This is a genomic window from Streptomyces sp. WAC03905 (genome assembly GCF_057371075.1).
Genome location: NZ_JBXYDZ010000003.1, coordinates 1,669,686 through 1,689,494, shown reverse-complemented (window position 1 = coordinate 1,689,494; position 19,809 = coordinate 1,669,686). Strand labels below are relative to the sequence as shown.

Here is a 19,809-nt window from a genome sequence, read left to right as displayed (position 1 = left end):
GGTCCTGCGTGTGTGCACGGTCCGCCGGCGGGCCGTGGGGGATCCGCGAGGGATCCGGAGGTGGTCCGAGGGATCCGGGGACGTCAGCGTCCGGTGCGCAGCCCGACGACCGCGCCCCGGAACTCCAGGCTCCGGGAAGCCGCTTCGAGGATGTCCAGCACCTTCAGGCCCGCCCGGCCGTCGGTCAGCGCCGGCCGTCCCGTCCTGATGGCGTCGGCGAACTCCTCGACCATGCTGCGCAGCGCTTCCTTCTCGCCGATCGCGGGCGCCACCATGTCGCCGGTCCGGTAGGAGACGAGCATGTCGCGGCGCTCGTCGGCGCCGATCTCCTGCGGGGTGCTCAGCTCGACGCCCCGGTCGAACACCGAGACGCGCTGGGTGGGGTCGAGGTCGTCCCAGACCAGGGTGCGCTTGGAGCCGCCGACCATGGTGGTGCGCACCTTCGTCGGGGACAGCCAGTTGACGTGGACGTGCGCGATGGCGCCGGTGCTCAGCTGGAGGGTCAGGTAGGCCACGCAGGACTGTCCGGCCCCGATCGGGTCGGCCCCGTGGGCGGCGACGGCCACGGGCCGGACGTGCTCGGGGAGGATGAAGTCGAGGACCGACAGGTCGTGGGGGGCCAGGTCCCACAGGACGTCGACGTCCTTCTGGACGAGCCCGAGGTTGATCCGTACGGAGTCCACGTAGTGGATCTCGCCCAGCTCACCGGAGCGGACCATGTCGCGGATCCGGCTCACCGCCGGGGTGTAGCAGTACGTGTGGTCGCACATCAGCGTCAGGCCGCGCTCCTCGGCCTCGTCGACCAGCCGCAGCCCGTCCTCGTAGGTGGCGGCCAGGGGCTTCTCCACCAGGACGTGCTTGCCGGCCCGCAGCGCGGCGAGCGCGACGTCCAGGTGCGTGCCGGCCGGCGTGGCCACGGCGACGGCCTGTACGGACGGATCGGCGAGGACCGCGGCGTAGTCGGCGGTCGCCTGGACCGTGGAGTACCCGCCGAGCACCTGCCGGGCCCGGTCCACGTCCAGGTCGCAGAGCCACTGCAGCCGGAACTGCGGGCTGGACTGGAAGTTGCGGACCAGATTGGGGCCCCAGTAGCCCGCGCCGACCACGGCCACGCCTAAGGGGGCCGTGGACCCCCGGCCGGCGGAACCGGCACCCTGCCCCGCGTCCTTCGCGGTGTCCTTCACAGCGTTCCCCTTCCTTCCGCGCCACGCCGACTGGCGTGTCGACAACCCATGGCCGGGACGCGTGTGCAGGAAGGAAACGCCGTCGCCGAGGGCGCACCGGACGCGCAACGCGTCCCGTGCGTGACCTGCTCGACGGTGATGGCCCCCCACAACCGTGTTCTGCGTGAACCGCGTATGCCGCCCCCCGGCCCGACCGCCCGTTCCCCACAAGCAGCCGAACCCGTACCACCCTTGCCGGTTCCGGATGGTGCCCGGCCGCGCAGCAGCGCGCCGAATCCGGTCGGCGCCGCTCAATCTAGTCCACCGGGCGTACCCCCGGGCAGAGTTGGCGGAATCGCCGGGAGCTGGTGTTCGAGCGTGCATACTGCCCGGGTGACCAGCATCGTGATACCGGCCCACAACGAGGGCCGGGTCATCGGCCGGCTCCTCGACGCGCTCCTCGCCGACCCCTCGGCGTCCGGACCCGACATCGTCGTGGTGTGCAACGGCTGTACCGACGACACCGCCCGGGTGGCGGCCGCGCACGGCGCCCGGGTACGCGTCGTGGAGATCCCGACCCCCTCCAAACACGCCGCGCTGCGGGTCGGGGACGAGCACGCCCGCGGCTTCCCCCGGCTGTACGTGGACGCCGACGTCGTCATCGGAGCCGCCGACGTACGGGCTCTCGCGGGCGCCCTCGCCGGGGACCCGGGCCTGCTCGCCGCCGCGCCCGGCCGGGACATCCCGCTCGCCGGCAGCGCCTGGCCGGTACGGGCCTACTACCGGGTCTGGCAGCTGCTCCCGGCCGTCCGCGAGGGCCTGTTCGGCCGGGGCGTGATCGCCGTGACCGAGGAGGGGCACGCACGGATCGCCGCCCTGCCCCCGCTGATGGCCGACGACCTGGCCGCGTCCCTCGCCTTCGGCCCCGGCGAGCGGCGCGTGGTCGAAGCGGCCCGGGTCGTCGTGCGGCCGCCGCGCACCTGGTCCGACCTGATCCGGCGCAAGGTCCGCGCGGCGACCTCCTCCGCCGAGTACGAGCGCTACCAGGCGACCCGGGAGGCACCGGGCGGGGCCGCGCCGACCGCCCGCACGGGCACGGGGGACCTGCGCGCCCTGCTGCGCGGCAGGCCGGCGCTGCTGCCCGCGGTGGTGGTGTTCGCGGCGGCCGCCCTCGCCGCCCGCCGGGGCTCCCGGCGGGCCATCCGCGACCAGGACTTCTCCACCTGGCTGCGGGACGAGAGCAGCCGGCAGTGACGGAGCGACGCGCGGCGGGAGCACGGCCCTCCGCACGACCGAATCCCCTCGTAAGCACCACAGTTGGGCCGTACAACCACTAGGGTGCCACTCGCACGTTCGAGTGACTCAGACCGTCTGCACCGGGAGCTCCAGAGCATGTACCTCGCGGACCGCTCCGCCCCCGCGGGCGCGAAAAGCGCGCCCGGCCCGGGGTCCGGCAGGGCGGCGGCGGTCGCCCCGACCGTCCTCGCCCTGGGCACGGTCAGCCTGATCACCGACGTCTCCTCCGAGATGGTCACGGCCGTCCTGCCGCTCTACCTGATCGCGGGGCTGGGCCTGAGCCCGCTCGGGTTCGGCGCGCTCGACGGGCTCTACAACGGCGTCAGCGCCCTCGTGCAGCTCACCGGCGGACACCTCGCCGACCGGGTCCGCAACCACAAACTGGTCGCCGGCATCGGCTACGGCCTGTCCGCCCTGTGCAAACCCCTGCTGCTGCTGGCCCACAGCCTCGGCCCGATCAGCGTGATCCTCGCGCTGGAACGGACCGGCAAGGGCCTGCGCACCGCCCCGCGCGACGCGCTGATATCCCTGTCCACCCCCGACGCGTTACAGGGCCGGGCCTTCGGCGTGCACCGGGCCATGGACACCACCGGGGCGCTGCTCGGCCCACTCGCCGCCTTCCTCATCCTCGGCGTGGCCGCCGACGGCTACGACGCCGTCTTCGGCGTCAGCGCCTGCGTCGCCGCACTCGGCGTCATCGTGCTCATGCTGTTCGTGCCCTCCGGCGCGGGCGACCTCGCGCCCCGCCCCCGGCCGGCCGCCGCACCCGCCGCGCCGCCGCCCGCCCCCGCGCGCCCGGACCCGGTACGGCTGCGCGACGCCGTGGCCCTGCTCCGCCTGCCGCGGCTGCGGGCCCTGGCGCTCTGCGCGGTCCTGCTCGGCCTCACCACCGTCAGCGACGCCTTCGTCTACCTGCTGCTCCAGCGCCGGACCGGCATCGACGACCAGTGGTTCCCGCTCCTGCCGCTGGGCACCGCCGCGGTGTTCCTGCTGCTGGCCGTACCGGCCGGGGCCCTCGCCGACCGGATCGGGCGCCGCACCGTGTTCCTCGCCGGCCACGCCCTCCTCCTCGCCGCCTACGGGCTGCTGCTGTGGGCCCCCGGCGGGGCGCTGCTGCCCTTCCTGGTCCTCGCCCTGCACGGCACGTTCTACGCCGCCACCGACGGGGTGCTGCCCGCCGCGGTCGCCGCCACCGTCCCGGAGTCGCTGCGCGCCACCGGCCTGGCCCTGGTCGGCACCGGCCAGGCGCTGGCCCGCTTCGGCTGCTCGCTGGCCTTCGGCGGGGCGTGGACCCTGTGGGGCACCGGCCCGGCCCTCGCCGCGGCGGCGGCCGGCCTGCTCTGCTGCGCTGCCGTCGCCGGCCACGTGCTGCGGCCGGCGCCGCCCGCACCCTCCGTACCGCCCGCACCCCTACCGCCCGACGCGGCCCGACGTCCGCGAGGAACCCGATGACACGCTCACGCCGCCTGCTCGTCCTCGCGGTGGCGGTGCTGCTGCTCGGGGGCGTCGGCGCCGTCCTGGTCCAGCGCGCCGCCTCCCGCGCCGACCGGCCCCGCACGGGCGGCCCGGAGGCGACCGCGGGGTCCGTCACGCTGACGGCCGGCCGCGGTGCGCTGACCTTCCTGGGCAGCGGGCAGGGCCCGCACCGGGGGGCCCTCGCCTCCGTCCCGGCGGACGCGCCCGACGGCCCCCGCACCGTGTCCGACCTGACCTGCCAGCGCTTCTACGCCGCCGCGGGAACGGGCGTGTGCCTGCGCTCCAGCCCGGGCGCGCTCGCCCAGGACAACAAGGCGGTCGTCGTCGACTCCGACCTGCGCCAGGTGCGCAGCTTCCCCCTGGCGGGCACGCCGAGCCGGGCGCGCGTCTCGCCCAGCGGCCGCTTCGCCGCCTGGACCGTGTTCGTCTCCGGCGAGTCCTACGGCTCCGCGTTCTTCTCCACGCGCACGGCGATCCTCGACACCCGTACCTGGAAGCTCGACGCCAGCCTGGAGGAGTTCGCGATCACCATGGACGGGCGGGAGCACCGCGCCCAGGACGTGAACTTCTGGGGCGTCACCTTCGCCGCGGACGACGACACCTTCTACGCCACCCTCTCCACGGCGGGCGAGACGCACCTGGTGAAGGGCTCGATCTCCCGACGCTCCGTCACCACCCTCGTCAAGAACGTCGAGTGCCCCTCACTGTCCCCGGACGAGACGCGCATCGCGTACAAGAAGCGGGTACGGGCCGGAGCCTCGTTGTGGCGCGAACACGTCATGGATCTGAAGACGTTGCGCGACCACCCGCTCGCGGAGAAGCGCAGCGTCGACGACCAGGCCGCCTGGCTCGACGACCGGACGCTGGCCTACGCCCTGCCCGCCGACGGCGCCGCCGACCGGACGGACCTGTGGACCGTGCCCGCGGACGGCTCCGGCAGCCCCCGCCTGCTGACTCCCGGGGCCTCCTCCCCGGCCCGTCTGGGCTGACGGGCCGGGGAGCGGACGCGGGGCGGGGTCCTGGTCCTAGACCTGGTCCACGAAGGCGCGGACCCGCTCGACGAGCGCCGCGCTGTCCCGGATCCAGGCGTAGTGCCGGCTGCCCCGGGCGCCCTCGCCGAGCGCGAGCTCCCAGTACGTCACGCGGGCGCTCGTCAGCTTGCCGGCGAGTCCCCGCACCCCACCGGGCGGGGCCATGGCGTCGCCCTTGACGGCGACGGCCAGCACCGGCAGGTCCAGCTCCGCCAGCGCCGGTTCGAAGTCCACCTCGGAGGACGGCACCTGGTAGCGGCCCGTCCTGACCTGGGTGGCCATGTCCTTGAGGACCTGCGCGGAGTCATTGCCCAGGACCCCGAGGCGGCGGCCGGGGAAGTACCCGTACGCCGCGGCGAACGCCGCCGCGAGCTGGAAGGCGGCGAGCATCCCCAGGCTCTGCGGGAAGGGCCAGCCGCGGTAGTGGCAGGAGGGCGCACCGACCAGGACCGCGCCGGAGGCCATGTGCGGTTCCTGGCTGAGGTAGAGGGCACCGAGCTGCCCCCCGAGGCTGTGCCCCAGGAGGTGGCGCGGCGCCGCCGGGAACGCCCCCTCCACCGTGCGGAAGAGCGCCGGGTAGTCGTACGCCACCATCTCGTGGTAGCCGTAGCGCACCCCCCGGCCGGCCCGCACGGAACTCGTGCCCTGCCCGCGCAGCTCGCCGACGGCCACCTGGAAGCCGGCTGCGGCCAGGGCGTCCGCGAGCGGGGCGTAGGCGGCGGCCCGGGTGCCCATGGCGGGCAGGCACACCAGGACCGGCGCCGACGGATCGTCGGGCCTGCGGTGCAGCCGGACGTGTGCCGTGGCGCCGTCCTCGGCGCGCACGGTCTCGGTGGTCACTTCGACGGACGGCAATCAAAGACCTCCCTCGCTCGTGGCCATCCTGCGCATTTCACGGAACACGTTCAACAGCTGGATCTCGCTGGAGCCCTCGAAGATGGTGAGGGCGCGCGCGTCCCGCCAGCGCTTCTCGACGCCGTGGTCGGCGGCGATGCCGCGCCACCCGTACAGCTGGAGGATCTCGTTCGAGGCGCGGACGGCGAGCTCGGTGGCGTAGTACTTCGCCATGGAACTCTCCTTGCCGAAGGGCAGGCCCTGATCGGCCAGGGCCGTCGCCTCGTCCAGCAGCTCGCGGGCGGCGCACAGTTCGACGTACAGCCGGCCCAGCGTCAGCTGGACGTGGCTGAGGGTGTCCATGCGGTCGTCGGGGTAGACGCGGCGCTCCCCGACCCAGGTGAGCGCGTCCGCCAGCATGGCGGCGACGATGCCGGTTCCGCACGCGGCGCCGCCGATGCGGATGGTCGCGAGGAGTTCGTTCAGCAGCATCTCCCCGTCGCCGGCCCGTCCGATCAGGCTGATCGGTTCCAGGGCGACGTCCTGGAAGGTGACCGAGGGCGTGGGCAGGCAGCGGAACGCCGCCTTCTCGATGTCCTCGCTCACGGTCACGCCGGGCGCGTCGCGCGGTACGGCGAAGAACGACAGGCCGCGCTTGCGGTTGTCGATCACCGTGTTGGCCAGGACGACGAACAGGTCGGCGACGGTGCCGTTCCCGGACATGCACTTGCCGCCGTTGAGCAGCCAGCCCGCGTCGGTCCGCACGGCGCGGGTGGTGGCCGCCAGCAGGTTGGAGCCGTTCTCCGGCTCGGTGAGCCCGAGGGCCGCGTAGCCGTTGTCCTTCAGGAGCCGGGTGACGAACAGCTCCTTCTGCTCCGGGGTGCCGGCGGCGACCACGGGATGGAGCGCGCCGCGGTTGAACACCAGCGTCCACGTCATGCCCGGGCAGACGGCGGACAGTTCGCCGATGACCTGTCCGAACTCCGTGTAGGACAGCCCGGCGCCGCCCAGCTCCTCGGGGAAGGCCGCGTTGAGGATGCCCTCGGCGGCGGCCCGCTCGTGGATCGCGACGGGGAAGGCCCGTTCCTCGTCGTAACGGCGTACGTGCGGGGCCATCACCTCATCCGCGAACGTGCGGAACTTCCGCTTCCACTCTGATCGACTGCGAGATTCTTCCACGACCATCCTAAGGAACGGTGACGACGAACTTGCCGATGTTGGCCCGGTTGCGGAGCTGCGTGATCGCCTGCGGAGCGTCCTCGAAGGCGAAGGCGCCGCCCACCGAGGGACGGAGCACGCCCGCGTCGATCAGCTCGACGAGGCGGTCCATCAGCGGCCGCAGCCGGGAGGGGTCGCGCGCCAGCGCACCGACGTTGACGGTGCAGAAGGAGCGGCTGCTCATGAACAGCTCCCGGCCGTCCACGGCCAGGTCGAGCACCCCGGCCGCCCCGATCTCGATGAAGCGGCCCCCGGGCCGCAGCAGCTCCAGGCCACGGCCCACCGCGTCGCCGGAGAGCGAGTCCACGACGAGGTCGAGCCCCTGGTCGGGCGAGAGTTCCCGGACGGCGTCGGCGAAGTCCGCCTCCGCGTAGTTGACCGGGTACTGGACGCCCAGGGCCCGCAGGTGCTCCAGCTTGGCCTCGGTGCTCGCCGTACCGAACACCGTGGCGCCGTGGTGCAGCGCCAGCTGCACGCAGGCCGTCCCCGTCGCACCGGCGGCGGCCTGGACGAGCACCCGGTCGCCCGGGAACACGCGCGCCTCCCGCTCCAGGCACGCGATGGCCGTGAGACCGCTGATCAGTACGGAGACCGCGTCGACGGCGCTCACGCCCGCGGGCAGCGGAGCCACCGTGTACCCGGCCGTCGTGACGCGGGCCGCGTACCCGCCGTCCGGGGTCAGCGCGAGGACCGCGTCACCGGGCCGCACGTGCTCGACGCCCTCGCCGACCGCGTGGACGACGCCGGCCACCTCGTGCCCGGGGACGAACGGCGGCGCCGACAGGAACGGGTGGAAGCCGGTGGTCGCCAGGACGTCGATGAAGTTGACGCCGACGGCCTGCACGTCGATGACGACCTCCCCCGGCCCGGCCGTGCGCACCGGAACGTCCCGCAGCCGCATGTCGAGCCCGGACGGGCCCGCGGCGATGGTGTAGCCCGGGACGGTGCTGTGCAGCTCCGCCCCGTCCAGCGTGACCTCCTGCGCGCCCGGCGCGGGCAGTACCGGCGGCGCGTACGCCTCCTCGGGCTCCGCCGGCCCCAGCAGCCCCTCCAGGTGGAGTCCCACGGCGTCCACCGTCCGGTGGTTGAACAGGAATGTCGCCGGCAGCTCCAGCCCGAAGTGGGCGCCGATCCGGCGGGTCAGGGACACGGCCAGCAGCGAATCGACCCCCAGCCGGTCGAAGCGTGCCGAGGTGTCGATCTCGGCGGGGGAGCGGCGCAGGGCCCGGGCCAGCTCCGCCCGGACGAAGTCCGCCGCCGAGCCGGCCGCGGCCTCCGGACGCGCCGTGCGTGCCCGCGGCGCCGCGGCCCCGGCATGCCCGTGCCCGCGGTTGAACCGCGCCACGAGACCGTCGGCGACCTCGTCGCCCACGTCCAGGACGGCGAGCTGCAGGTGGGAGCTGCCCAGCGTGCGCAGGAACGCGTCGGCGCCCGCCTCCGGAGCCATCGGGTGCAGCCCCGACTCCAGCAGCTGCGCCTGGTACTTGGGGTCGGCGACCATCCCCAGTTCCGCCCAGGGGCCCCAGTTGACCGTCCGCACCGGGGTACGCCGGCTGCGCACCGTACCGGTCAGCGCGTCGAGCGTGGCGTTGCCCGCCGCGTACGCGCCCTGGCCGGCCGTCACGAACAGGCTGGCCATGGAGGAGAACAGCACGATGAAGTCGAGGTCCTCCGACGCCACCGCGTCGAGGAGGATCCGGGCCCCCTGCTCCTTGGGCCCGATGATCGTGTTCATGCGCTCGGTCGACGTCGACTCGACGAGCGCGTCGTCGAGGATCCCCGCGGTGTGGACCACGCCGTGCAGGGCCCCGAAGCGGCGCAGCGTCTCGTCCAGGGCGCGCCGTACCGCGGCCGCGTCCGTCACGTCCGCCTGGAGGTACAGCAGCCGCCCGCCGGCCGCGTCGACCGCCTCCTCCAGCCGCGGATCGACCTCCGCGCGGCGCCCGGTGAGCACCACGCGCGCGCCCGCCTCGCGGGCCAGTGCGACCGCGAGCGTGGAACCGAGCCCGCCCTGGCCGCCCGTGATCCAGTACACGCCGCCGGGCCGCAGGTCCGCCTCGCCGGAGGCCGGTTCGACCGGGGTCAGGGACGGGACGGTGCGCTCACCGTGCCGGTAGCGGACACAGAACTCGGCGGGCGGCGTGGCGAGTTCGGCGGCGAGGTCCCGGGCGAGCTCGCGCGACGCCAGCTCCTCCGGTTCGACCCGGACGGCCCGCCCGGCCCAGCCGACCGTCTCCTGTTCCAGGGCGCGCAGCAGCGGGGGCAGCGCGACGTCGCCGGTGACCAGTGCCAGCTCGCGGCGTCCGGTGCTCCCGGCGCGCGCGGCGGACCGCAGGAAGGCCAGGAACGCCTCCCGCTCCGGCTCCACGACGAGCAGCCGCGCCGGCCGCGGCAGCGACTCCAGGAACGCCTCCGCCTCCTCCTCCCCGGGCAGCGGGGCGACCGAGCACTCGGCGCCACCCCGCTCCAGCTCCTCCACCAGCGCCGCGCACCCGCCGGCGTCCGCGGTGAGCAGCACGACGGGAGCGGCGGCGGACGCGCCGGTCCCGGCGGGCCGCGCCTGCGGCCTCGCGTCGACGGCGAAGAACCGCAGGGAGTGCCGGGTGCGCATCCGCTTGAGCGACACGGCCGTGAACCGTACGAGGACCCGCCCGTCGGCATCGAGCACGTCCACGTCGCAGTCGAAGGTGTCGGCGTCGGGACGGAGTTCGCCGCGCAGCCGCACGTGGGCGAGGGCCGCACCCGACCAGGGCGCGAAGACGTCCACCCGTCCGTAGCCGAACCCGACGAACGTCCCGGAGGCGCCGCTGTCGACGGACAGCCCGGCGATGGACTGCATGGCCCCGTCCGCGGCGTCCGCCGGCAGTGGCCGGCCCGCCGTCCGCGGGGACGGGGGAGCGAGCCGGGTCAGCAGCTCTCCCTCGCCCAGCCACATCCCGGTCACCATCCGCATGCTGTCCCCGTACGAGAGCCCGGACGCCGCCAAGTGCTCGTAGAGGGCGTCGGGCTCGACGCGCCGCGGGCACCGCAGGCGGATCGCGGACAGGTCGGCCGCGTCCGGGGCGGCCGTGCTCTCGGACCACGTGGCGGAGACGTGCTCCTCCCAGGCGGAACCCCGGTCGCCGGCCGCCCGGCTCTCCACGGACAGGAACGGCTCGCCGCCCGCGCGCAGTCGCCGGGAGACGCGCACGTGCCGGGCCTCGCCGTCGGCGACGGCCAGCGGGTTCGTCACCAGTACGTCGCTCAGGCCGCACCCGCCGGCCCCGTCCTGGTCGACCTCCTTCAGCGCCACGTCGAGCATCCACGCGGCGGGCGCGATCGCCCTCTCCTGCACCCGGTGGTCCCGGACGACCGGGAGTGCCCCGGTCACCAGCGTGCCCTCCGCGCGCGGGCCCTCGGGCTCGACCCAGTGCTCCTGGCGCTGCCAGGGGTAGGTGGGCAGCCGCGTGCCCGCCCGGGGCCGCCCGCCGAAGAAGGCGGCCCAGTCGATCTCGCACCCGGCCTCGAACAGCGCGGCGACCGCCTCGTAGGGCGCCCGGCCGTCCGCGCGCCGCATCGCCGGGACGGCGGCCACGGCACGGTCGTCGTCCTCCAGGCACTCGGTGACCGACACCGACAGCAGCGGATGCGGGCTCATCTCCAGGAACACGCGGTGACCGGCCGCCCCGGCCGTACGGACCGCATCGGCGAACAGCACCGGCTCGCGCAGGTTGCGCCACCAGTAGCCCGCGTCCAGCGCGTCCGTGGCCAGGCGCTCACCGGCCAGGGAGGAGTAAAAGGCGGCGGTCGCGGCCCGCGGGGACAGTCCGGACAGTTCGGCCGTGAGGTCCTCGCGCAGGTCCTCCAGCAGCGCGCAGTGCGAGGCCACGTCCACCTTGACCCGCCGGCAGAAGACGCCCCCGGCGTCCATGGCGGCCGCGAACTCCTCGACGGCCGCCGTCTCCCCGGACACCACCGTCGTGCCCGGCCCGTTGTGCGCGGCGAGCGAGATCCGGTCCCCGTAGGGCTCCAGGGCCTTGCGCACGTCCGACACGGGCAGCGAGACCAGCGCCATGGCACCCCGGCCGCGGTGACGCATCATCAGGGCGCTGCGCCGGCAGATGATCCGCGCCGCGTCCTCCAGCCGCAGCGCGCCCGCGACGTACGCCGCCGCGACCTCACCCATGCTGTGCCCGACGACACCGGCGGGCCGCACGCCCCACGACCGGAAGACCGCCGCCAGCCCGACCTGCATCGCGAAGAGCGCCGGCTGCACGACGTCGATGCGCTCCAGCAGCGGGGCGGCCCCCTCCTCGGTCAGGACCTCGCGCAACGACCAGTCGACGTACGGGGCGAAGGCCTGCTCGCAGCGCGAGACGGCCAGCTCGAAGGCGGGCTCCGACTCCAGCAGGGCCCGGCCCATCCCGAGCCACTGCGCACCCTGCCCGGGGAACACGAACACGACGCCCGCCTCGTCGGGGACGCCGCGCGCGGCCGTGAACGGTTCGCGCAGGCGGCCGATCAGCTCCTCCTTGTCCGCGAACGCGAAGGCGGCGCGGAACTCCCGCCCCCGCGGCACGCCGCGCCCCCGCAGCAGGGTCGCCGCCGCCGTCTCCCGGCCCAGTTCCCGCTCGGCGACCCCGGCCGCCCACGTCGCGTGGGCCGCGGCCTGCGCGTGCAGGGCCTCCTCGGTGGCGGCCGACAGGGCCAGGAGCCGTACGGGGTGCGCGTCGCCCGCGGCGGCCTGCGCCCGCGCCTGCTCCTGCTCCTGCTCCTGCGACTCGACCGCGACCGCGGGCGCGGGGCCGAGCACCGCGTGCGCGTTCGTGCCGCCGAATCCGAAGGAACTCACTCCGGCCAGCCCCGACTCCCCGGGGGACTCCCAGCGGCGCAACGAGGTCTGCACGCGCAGTCCGAGCCCGTCGAAGTCGATGTCCGGATGCGGCTGCGCGCAGTGCAGCGACGGCGGGAGGGCCGCGTGCTCGAAGCAGAGGGCCAGCTTGATCAGGCCGGCGATGCCCGCGGCCGCCTCCAGGTGCCCGAGGTTCGTCTTCACCGAGCCGATCGCGCACGGTCGGTCCCCGGCCCGGCCGTCGTTCAGTACGGTGCCCAGCGCGGCGGCCTCGATCTGGTCGCCGATGACCGTGCCCGTCCCGTGGGCCTCGACGTAGCCGACCTCGGACGGCCGGGCGCCCGCGCCCGCCAGCGCGAGGCGCACCACGTCCTCCTGCGCCCGGCGGCTGGGCGCCAGCAGGCCGTTGGTCCGCCCGTCCGAGGTCACCGCGGACCCGCGGATCACCGCCGAGACGCGGTCGCCGTCGCGCAGTGCCTCGCTCAGCGGCTTCAGGACGACCGCGCCGGCGCCCTCGCTGCGCACGTAGCCGTCGGCATCCGCCGAGAAGGCCTTGCAGCGGCCGTCGGGCGCCATGACGCCCGAGTGGTCGAACGCCTCGGTGATGGCCGGGGTGAGGATCACGTTCACGCCGCCGACGACGGCGATGCCGCACTCGCCGCGGCGGATCGCCTCGCACGCGAGGTGGACGGCGACGAGGGACGAGGAGCAGGCCGTGTCGACGGACAGGCTCGGGCCGCGCAGGTCCAGTACGTACGACAGCCGGTTGGCGGCGACGCTGGACGCCCCGCCGAGCAGCGAATAGGCGTCCGCGGAGGGCGCGTTCGCGAGCACCTCGCGGTAGTCCGAGCTGGAGATGCCGACGAAGACGCCGGTGTCCGAACCGGCCAGGCCGTACGGGTCGATCCCCGCGTCCTCCACGGCCTCCCAGGCGACTTCCAGCATGAGCCGCTGCTGCGGGTCGATCTTGGCGGCCTCGTGCTCGCTGATGCCGAAGAAGTCGAGGTCCAGTCCGCCGACGCCGCCCAGGAAGCCCCCGACGCCCGCGCGATCGGTGCCGCCGTCGCCCCGGCCCCAACGGGCGAACCGGTCGTCCGGCACCCGGCCGACGGCGTCCACGCCCGCTTCGAGCAGCTCCCAGAACGCCTCGGGGCCGTCGGCCCCCGGGAACCGGCACCCCATGCCGATGATCGCGACCGGCTCGTCGTGGGCCGGGCCGGCGGTGGCGGCGCGGCGCGGCGCGCCGGGGCCGCCCCGCGCGGGCAGCCTGCCCTGGAGGTGGTCCAGGATCTCCTTCAGCGTGGGAAATTCGTACGCGACGGTCGGCGATACCTTCCGGCCCAGCAGGGCGCCCAGTTCCCCGGCCAGCGCCACCGCGTCGACCGAGGACAGGCCGTAGGCGGCCAGTGGCTCGTGGGCCGATATCTCGTCTCCCGAACCCGTGCGGGCCAGCTCGGCGATGCGCCGGCGCAGCCAGGTTTCCAGCTCGGTGTCCTTCATGTGCTCCCCCTGTGTGGTGCTGCTGTGGTGCTGCTCTCCGTTACGAGGTGGTGCGGGTCAGCGCTGCGCGGTCCACGGCGACCGGCCGGCCAGGTACTCCTTCCGGGTCTCGCGGCGCTGGAGCTTGCCGCTCGACGTCTTGGGCAGGGTCCCGGCGGGCAGCAGGACGACCTCGCGCACGGTCAGCCGGTGCTCCTGGGTCACGGCGCGCAGCACGGCGTTCACGACGTCCTCCCGGGCCTCCCGGTCCGAGCCGTCGCCCGCCTCGCGGCGCAGCTCGGCGGCGACCACCACCTCCTCCACGCCGTCCGTGGTCACACCGAAGGCCGCGACGCAGCCGGGGCGGATCGCGGGGTGCGCGCTCTCGGCGGTGCGCTCGATGTCGTGGGGGTAGTGGTTGCGCCCGCCCACGATGATGACGTCCTTGATGCGTCCGCAGACGAACAGGCCGTCCTCGGTCCGGAAGCCCAGGTCGCCCGTGCGCATGTACGGGCCGCGGTCGTCGTCGTCGACGAGCGTCGCCTCGAAGGCCTCGCGGGTGAGGTCGGGACGCTGCCAGTACCCGGCCGCCACGCTGTCGCCCGCGACCCAGATCTCGCCGACCCGTCCCGGCCGGCACCGGGTGCGGGCCTGCGGGTCGACGACGGCCACCTCCAGGGACCGGCTGACGCCGCAGCTGACCAGGACGCGCGCGTCCGGACTGCCCTCGGGCACGACGACGGCGGTCCCGCGTTCGAGCTCGCCGTCGTCGAAGGACCGGAACACCCAGGGCCGTTCGATCGGGGCCCCGCTCACCAGCAGCGTGCTCTCGGCGAGCCCGTACACCGGAACGATGGTTTCCGGGCGGAATCCGGTGGGGGCGAACGCCTCGGAGAACCGCTTCATCGACTCGGCCCGAATGGGCTCGGCGCCATTCGTGGCGACCCTCCAGGACGAAAGGTCCAAGGTCGCCCGGTCTTCGTCGGTCACTTTTCGAGTGCACAGGTCGAACGCGAAGTTGGGGGCCGCGGAAAGCGTGCCCCGGTACGTCGATATCGCCCGCAGCCAGCGCACCGGACTCTGCAGGAACGCCACGGTCGGCATGGAGACGGAATGGATTCCCATCATCGCCGGAACGATGATCATCGAGATCAGCCCCATGTCGTGATAGGGCGGGAGCCACCCCACGACAACTGTGGAATCGTCCATTCCGAGCGACGTGCGGATGAGGTCGGTGTTGTGGGTGAGGTTGCCGTGGGTGACCATCACCCCCTTCGGCCGGCCCGTCGAGCCGGAGGTGTACTGGAGGAAGGCGACGGACTTCGGCTCCGGGGACGGCGCGGACCAGCCCGCACCCGCCCCGTCCGCGATCGTGTCGACCGCCAGCCAGGCCGTCTCCTGGACCTCGGGGATCGTACGCGCCGTCGTCTCGATGGCCGCCCGGATCCCGGCGGTGGTCAGCACCGCGGCGGGCTGCGCGTCCTCGGCGATGCCCGCCAGCCGCAGCAGTCCGCGGGCGCGCTGCGACGGGTGCGGGAGGTAGGCGGGGACGGCGACGACGCCCGCGTACAGGCAGCCGAAGAACGCCACGACGAAGTCCTGACCGGGCTGGAACAGCAGCAGCGCACGGGAGCCGGGCTCCACGTGCGCGGCGTGCAGGCTCGCGGCGACGGCCCGCGCCCTGGCGTCGAGGGCCGCGAAGGTGAGCGCGGGCTCGGCCTCCTCGCCGTCGGGCAGAAAGGTGAACAGCGGATGGTCCGGTATGCGCGCGGCGTGCGCGCGGACGGCGTCGACCACCGTCTCGTGGTGGATCTGGTCCAGGGCAGCGTCAAGCATGCTCAGCCTCATTCAATGCCGGATACGTGACGCGCGGCGCCGGGAGGGCTGCCGCGCGGGATCCCTCTTCGGGGTGCCGGAGCTCCGGGGCTCACGGGGCGCGCGGACGTGGCGGGGGCGGATTGATCCATTCCCCCTGCGCTCCTGCAATGTGGGAATAGGAGTACCGGTCAGTACTGGTCCAAACCCTAGGTTGACCCTTGCTGCGCGGTCAACTCGCTTTGAATGGCCGGAAATTGTGAGCAATTCCGGGAGAGGCGAACGATTTCGGCCAACCTCGGCCGGGGTGGGGGCGGCGCGGGGAGCGGGGTGGGGGTATCGCGAGCGGGGGCGAAGGGAGTGATCATGTTTGAAACTTCTTGAGCAAAAATGATCGTTTGGCTTGGAGTCATCCTGCCAATCCGGCGCAATGCCTTCTCGGCGGTGCCGAGCGGGGTATGGGCCGTTCGGCCCGGTCCCGACACCTTCGGGCACAAGCGGCGGAACCGGGTGGTTCGGGGTGCACGGAGCGGGCAGGCGTGGGCCATGACCTTTGAGCACCCCGCGGAGAAGGGCGACGACGAGCGGCTCGGGCGCTTCGAGAAGCTCGCGGAACTGGCGTCCAACTTCACCAGCTCCCCGATCTTCTCGCTGTTCTGCGTCCTGCTGGTGGCGGCCTTCCTCGTCGTCCACCTGGCCCACCTCGACATGAGCTGGCAGCACCTCGTCGGCGACGCGATGGGCGCGGTGTCCCTGCTGCTCCTGGCCCTGCTGAAGAACTCCGAACGCCGGGCGGAGCACGCCATCCAGGTCAAACTCGACGCCATCGCCGCGGCGCTGCTGGAACAGCAGGAGGGCGAATGGGGCCAGGCCCACAAGGACCTCCAGAAGGCAATCGGCCTGGAACACCACGACTAGCCTCCCCCCCCCGGGCCGGTGGCTTCCGGGGCTCCGCCCCTCCGCTCCCGCGGCGGGTGGCCGTACTCGGGGCCGGCCTGCGGGCCGGTGGCTTCCGGGGCTCTGCCCCTCCGCTCCCGCGGCGGGTGGCCGTGCTCGGGGCGGCCTCCGGGCCGGTGGCTTCCGGGGCTCTGCCCCGGACCCCGCGCCTCAATCGCCGGCGGGGCTGGGGCTGGCTTCGTGATGTACGGGGCGGTGCCCCGCCGGAGTGTCTCCTCGGCTCGCGCGGAACCGTACTTCGCGGTTGTGCCCGGTGGTGCGCGCTCGTCCTGCGGGGACACTCCGCCGTGTCCCCACCCCGTCGCGGGGGGAGCGGGGACGGTGAGGGGTGTCCCCGCAGGACGAGCGCGCAACCCCCGGCCCGCGGCCGAGAAGGCTCGCGCGCGCCGAGCCGAGGAGACACCCCTCGGCGGCCCCGCGCACCGGCCCGCGCAACCCCAGCACCACCGGCCCCGACTGCTGCCCGCTGCGGAGCGGCGCCGCCCCATCCAGCCCCGCCGGCGATTGAGGCGCGGGGTCTGGGGCAGCGCCCCAGCACACGGCCCGCACGGGGCCGACCCCGGATCCGCCACCCGCCGCGGGAGCGGAGGGGCAGCGCCCCAGCAAAACCGGCCCGGGGCGGCCCCCGGATCTGCGACCCGCCGCGGGAGCGGATGGGCCGAGCGGCCTCCCCCCACCCGCTTTCGAGTGACAACGCCGCACCGCCTCGCCCGCCCCCGCCCCGCCGTGCCCGAGCATCGCAGGCGGCCGGTCGTGCTCCGGTCACCAGCCGCCGAACAGGCCGGGCACCGCGACCGCGGCGGCTCCGGGCCGCCGCCGGGAGACCACGTGTACGTCCTGCTCGTCGCGAGCGCGTTCAACAGCCTCACCCAGCGAGTCCACGCCGAACTGCGCGACCACGGCCACCGGGTGGCGGTCGAACTGGCCGTGCCCGACACCCCGCTGGCCGACGCCGTGCGCCGGCACCACCCCGACCTCGTCCTTGCGCCGATGCTGCGCACCGCCATCCCCGAGGAGGTCTGGAGCGCGTACACCTGTCTGGTCGTGCACCCCGGACCCGTCGGCGACCGCGGCCCCTCCTCCCTCGACCGCGCCGTCCAGGACGGCGCGACCCGGTGGGGGGTGACCGTCCTGCAGGCCAACGCCGAGATGGACGCAGGGGACGTCTGGGCCACCGCCGAGTGCCCGGTGCCACCGGTCGGCAAGAGCGACCTCTACCGCGGTGAGATCGCCGACGCCGCCCTGGAGGCCGTCCTGCTCGCCGTGGAGCGCTTCGCCTCCGGTGCCTACGTCCCGCGCCCCCAGGAGGGCGGCACGGCCCGTCCGTTGCTGCGCCAGGACGAGCGCCGCATCGACTGGGCGGCGGACTCCACCGAGCGCGTCCTGCGGGTGCTGCGTGCCGCCGACTCCCGGCCCGGCGTACGCGACCACCTGCTCGGCACGGACTGGTACCTGCACGGCGGCCACCGCGAGGACGACCTCCGCGGCCGCCCCGGCGAGCTGCTCGCCACCCGGGCCGGGGCCGTCTGCCGCGCCACGGCCGACGGGGCCGTGTGGATCCCCGAGCTGCGCGCCCCCCGGACCCCCGGCGCACCGCCCGCCCCCAGGCTCCCCGCCACCCTGGCGCTCGCGGACCGGCTGCCCCCGCTGCCCGAGGTCCCCGCCCCGCCGGACGCCGGCCCCTGCCGTCCCGCCTGGTCCGACATCGGCTACCACGAGGAGGGCCGGACCGGTTTCCTGACGTTCTCCTTCCCCGGCGGGGCGATGAGCACCGCGCACTGCCGCCGTCTGCTGGACGCCTACCGGGCCGCCTGCACGCGCCCCACCTCCGTGCTCGTCCTGGGCGGCGGCCGCGACTTCTTCTCCAACGGCATCCACCTGGGCGTCATCGAGGCCGCCGACGACCCCGCCGAGGAGTCCTGGGCCAACATCAACGCCATGGACGACCTGGTCGAGGCCGTGCTCACCACCACCGACCGGCTCGTCGTCAGCGCCCTCGGCGGCAACGCCGCCGCCGGCGGAGCCATGCTCGCCCTCGCCGCCGACGAGGTCTGGTGCCGCTCCGGCGCCGTCCTGAACCCGCACTACCGCCTGATGGGCCTGTACGGCTCCGAGTACTGGACGTACACCCTGCCGTGCCGCGTCGGCTCCAGCCTGGCGGTCCGCCTCTCCTCGGAGGCACTGCCGCTCAGTGCGACCGCCGCGCACCGGCTGGGACTGGTCGACCGTACGGTCCCCTGCGCGCCGGGGGACTTCGCCTCCGAGACGCGGCGCCTCGCGGTCCGGCTCGCCGCCCTGCCCGCCACCGAGTCCCGGATCGCGGCGAAGAAGGCCGCCCGCGAGCTCCACGAGGCGCGCCGCCCGCTGGCCGCCTACCGGGCCGCCGAGCTGGCACGGATGCGGCGCACCTTCTTCGACCCGGACGCCCCCCACCACGCACTGCGCCGCGCGTTCGTGCGCAAGGAGCCCCCCACGGCCACCCCGCCCCACCTCACGCGCGCCGCGGCGGACCGGCGGGGCGTCACTGGACTGGCCGCACCAGACGCGGCGCCCCGCCCCGGCAGCTGTTAGCAAGAAATGTGGGGCCGAGGCAGACCGCCTCCCCACCCCCCTCACACCCTGATCCCCTCCCCGAGGAGGCAGCGCATGGCCGCAGTGACGAAGGACCCGGTCGAGGACCCCGTCATTCACATCCTCTGGATCAACGCGGGTCTGAGCTGCGACGGCGACTCCGTGTCCCTGACGGCGGCGATGCAGCCCAGCATCGAGGAGATCGTCACCGGCACCCTGCCCGGTCTGCCCAAGATCGCCGTCCACTGGCCCCTGATCGACTTCGAATGCGGGCCGGTCGGCGGCGCGGACACCTTCATCGAGTGGTTCTTCAAGGGCGAGCGGGGCGAGATCGACCCCTTCGTCCTGGTCGTCGAGGGCTCGATCCCCAACGAGTCGATCAAACCCGAGGGTTACTGGTGCGGGTTCGGCGACGACCCCGAGACCGGCCAGCCCATCACCACGAGCGAGTGGATCGACCGGCTGGCCCCCAAGGCCCTAGCCGTCGTCGCCATCGGCACGTGCGCCACGTACGGCGGCATCCACGCGATGGAGGGCAACCCGACCGGTGCCATGGGCGTACCCGACTACCTGGGCTGGGACTGGAAGTCGCAGGCCGGCATCCCCATCGTGTGCGTGCCCGGCTGCCCCATCCAGCCGGACAACTTCTCGGAGACCCTGACCTACCTGCTCTACCAGGCGGCGGGATCGGCGCCGATGATCCCCCTCGACGACAAGCTGCGTCCCACCTGGCTGTTCGGGGCGACCGTCCACGAGGGCTGCGACCGGGCCGGCTACTACGAGCAGGGACAGTTCGCGCACACCTACGACTCTCCGAAGTGCCTGGTCAAGCTGGGCTGCTGGGGTCCCGTCGTGAAGTGCAACGTGCCCAAGCGCGGCTGGATGAACGGCATCGGCGGCTGCCCCAACGTCGGCGGCATCTGCATCGCCTGCACCATGCCCGGCTTCCCCGACAAGTTCATGCCCTTCATGGACGAGCCCCCCGGAGCGCGGGTCTCCACCACCGCGAGCGGCGCGTACGGGGCACTGGTCCGCAAGCTCCGGTCGGTCACCGCCCACACCGTCGACGAGGAGCCGAAGTGGCGGCGGGCCGGCCGGGCGCTGACGACGGGCTACCGCCCGCCCTGGTGACGGTCCC

Annotated in this window: 11 protein-coding genes; 6 read left to right on the top strand and 5 right to left on the bottom strand. The window is 74.2% G+C overall.

The window, feature by feature from the left end; all coding sequences use genetic code 11:
• Positions 1-83: 83 nt before the first annotated feature.
• The gene (locus AC2RP6_RS10295) at positions 84-1,184 is read right to left on the bottom strand and encodes a Gfo/Idh/MocA family protein (RefSeq protein WP_486445945.1); all 1,101 of its coding nucleotides are present in this window, start codon (positions 1,182-1,184) and stop codon (positions 84-86) included.
• Positions 1,185-1,556: 372 nt separating this feature from the next.
• On the opposite strand from AC2RP6_RS10295, the gene AC2RP6_RS10290 reads away from it, so the two are divergent.
• The 3 genes from AC2RP6_RS10290 (at position 1,557) to AC2RP6_RS10280 (ending at position 4,924) form a co-directional block, all read left to right on the top strand.
• Positions 1,557-2,417 (top strand): glycosyltransferase, encoded by an 861-nt coding sequence (locus AC2RP6_RS10290; RefSeq protein ID WP_486445944.1) that lies wholly within the window; start codon positions 1,557-1,559, stop codon positions 2,415-2,417.
• Positions 2,418-2,555: 138 nt separating this feature from the next.
• Positions 2,556-3,911, top strand: coding sequence for an MFS transporter (locus tag AC2RP6_RS10285; protein WP_486445943.1), 1,356 nt, complete (start codon positions 2,556-2,558; stop codon positions 3,909-3,911).
• The gene (locus tag AC2RP6_RS10280; protein ID WP_486445942.1) at positions 3,908-4,924 is read left to right on the top strand and encodes a TolB family protein; all 1,017 of its coding nucleotides are present in this window, start codon (positions 3,908-3,910) and stop codon (positions 4,922-4,924) included. The genes AC2RP6_RS10285 and AC2RP6_RS10280 overlap by 4 nt, the downstream gene beginning before the upstream one ends.
• Before the next feature lie 36 nt (positions 4,925-4,960).
• Here the strand turns inward: AC2RP6_RS10280 and AC2RP6_RS10275 are convergent, their stop codons facing one another.
• Genes AC2RP6_RS10275 through AC2RP6_RS10260 form a run of 4 tightly spaced genes read right to left on the bottom strand, consistent with a single transcriptional unit; the run spans position 4,961 to position 15,164 of the window.
• Entirely contained in the window at positions 4,961-5,821 is an 861-nt protein-coding gene (locus AC2RP6_RS10275) for an alpha/beta hydrolase family protein (protein WP_486445941.1), read from the bottom strand.
• Positions 5,822-6,985 (bottom strand): acyl-CoA dehydrogenase family protein, encoded by a 1,164-nt coding sequence (locus AC2RP6_RS10270; RefSeq protein WP_486445940.1) that lies wholly within the window; start codon positions 6,983-6,985, stop codon positions 5,822-5,824.
• A gap of 1 nt (position 6,986) precedes the next feature.
• Entirely contained in the window at positions 6,987-13,349 is a 6,363-nt protein-coding gene (locus tag AC2RP6_RS10265; RefSeq protein ID WP_486445939.1) for an SDR family NAD(P)-dependent oxidoreductase, read from the bottom strand.
• Positions 13,350-13,406: 57 nt separating this feature from the next.
• Positions 13,407-15,164 (bottom strand): fatty acyl-AMP ligase, encoded by a 1,758-nt coding sequence (locus tag AC2RP6_RS10260; protein ID WP_486445938.1) that lies wholly within the window; start codon positions 15,162-15,164, stop codon positions 13,407-13,409.
• Positions 15,165-15,689: 525 nt separating this feature from the next.
• Between AC2RP6_RS10260 and AC2RP6_RS10255 the strand changes: the two genes are divergently transcribed.
• From AC2RP6_RS10255 to AC2RP6_RS10245, 3 genes are all read left to right on the top strand, one after another.
• Positions 15,690-16,061: a low affinity iron permease family protein gene (locus tag AC2RP6_RS10255; protein WP_486445937.1), complete on the top strand. Its 372-nt coding sequence runs from the start codon at positions 15,690-15,692 to the stop codon at positions 16,059-16,061.
• A gap of 867 nt (positions 16,062-16,928) precedes the next feature.
• Positions 16,929-18,671, top strand: a complete 1,743-nt coding sequence (locus AC2RP6_RS10250; protein WP_486450281.1) for an enoyl-CoA hydratase-related protein — start codon at positions 16,929-16,931, stop codon at positions 18,669-18,671.
• Positions 18,672-18,746: 75 nt separating this feature from the next.
• Positions 18,747-19,802, top strand: a complete 1,056-nt coding sequence (locus tag AC2RP6_RS10245; protein ID WP_486445936.1) for an NADH-quinone oxidoreductase subunit B family protein — start codon at positions 18,747-18,749, stop codon at positions 19,800-19,802.
• Positions 19,803-19,809: the final 7 nt, after the last annotated feature.

Bases quoted from the DNA above. Each gene is read 5' to 3' on its own strand.
- AC2RP6_RS10280 (WP_486445942.1), top strand. From the start codon at position 3,908: ATGACACGCTCACGCCGCCTGCTCGTCCTCGCGGTGGCGGTGCTGCTG.
- AC2RP6_RS10245 (WP_486445936.1), top strand. From the start codon at position 18,747: ATGGCCGCAGTGACGAAGGACCCGGTCGAGGACCCCGTCATTCACATC.
- AC2RP6_RS10255 (WP_486445937.1), top strand. From the start codon at position 15,690: ATGACCTTTGAGCACCCCGCGGAGAAGGGCGACGACGAGCGGCTCGGG.
- AC2RP6_RS10270 (WP_486445940.1), bottom strand. From the start codon at position 6,985: ATGGTCGTGGAAGAATCTCGCAGTCGATCAGAGTGGAAGCGGAAGTTC.
- AC2RP6_RS10285 (WP_486445943.1), top strand. From the start codon at position 2,556: ATGTACCTCGCGGACCGCTCCGCCCCCGCGGGCGCGAAAAGCGCGCCC.
- AC2RP6_RS10260 (WP_486445938.1), bottom strand. From the start codon at position 15,164: ATGCTTGACGCTGCCCTGGACCAGATCCACCACGAGACGGTGGTCGAC.
- AC2RP6_RS10265 (WP_486445939.1), bottom strand. From the start codon at position 13,349: ATGAAGGACACCGAGCTGGAAACCTGGCTGCGCCGGCGCATCGCCGAG.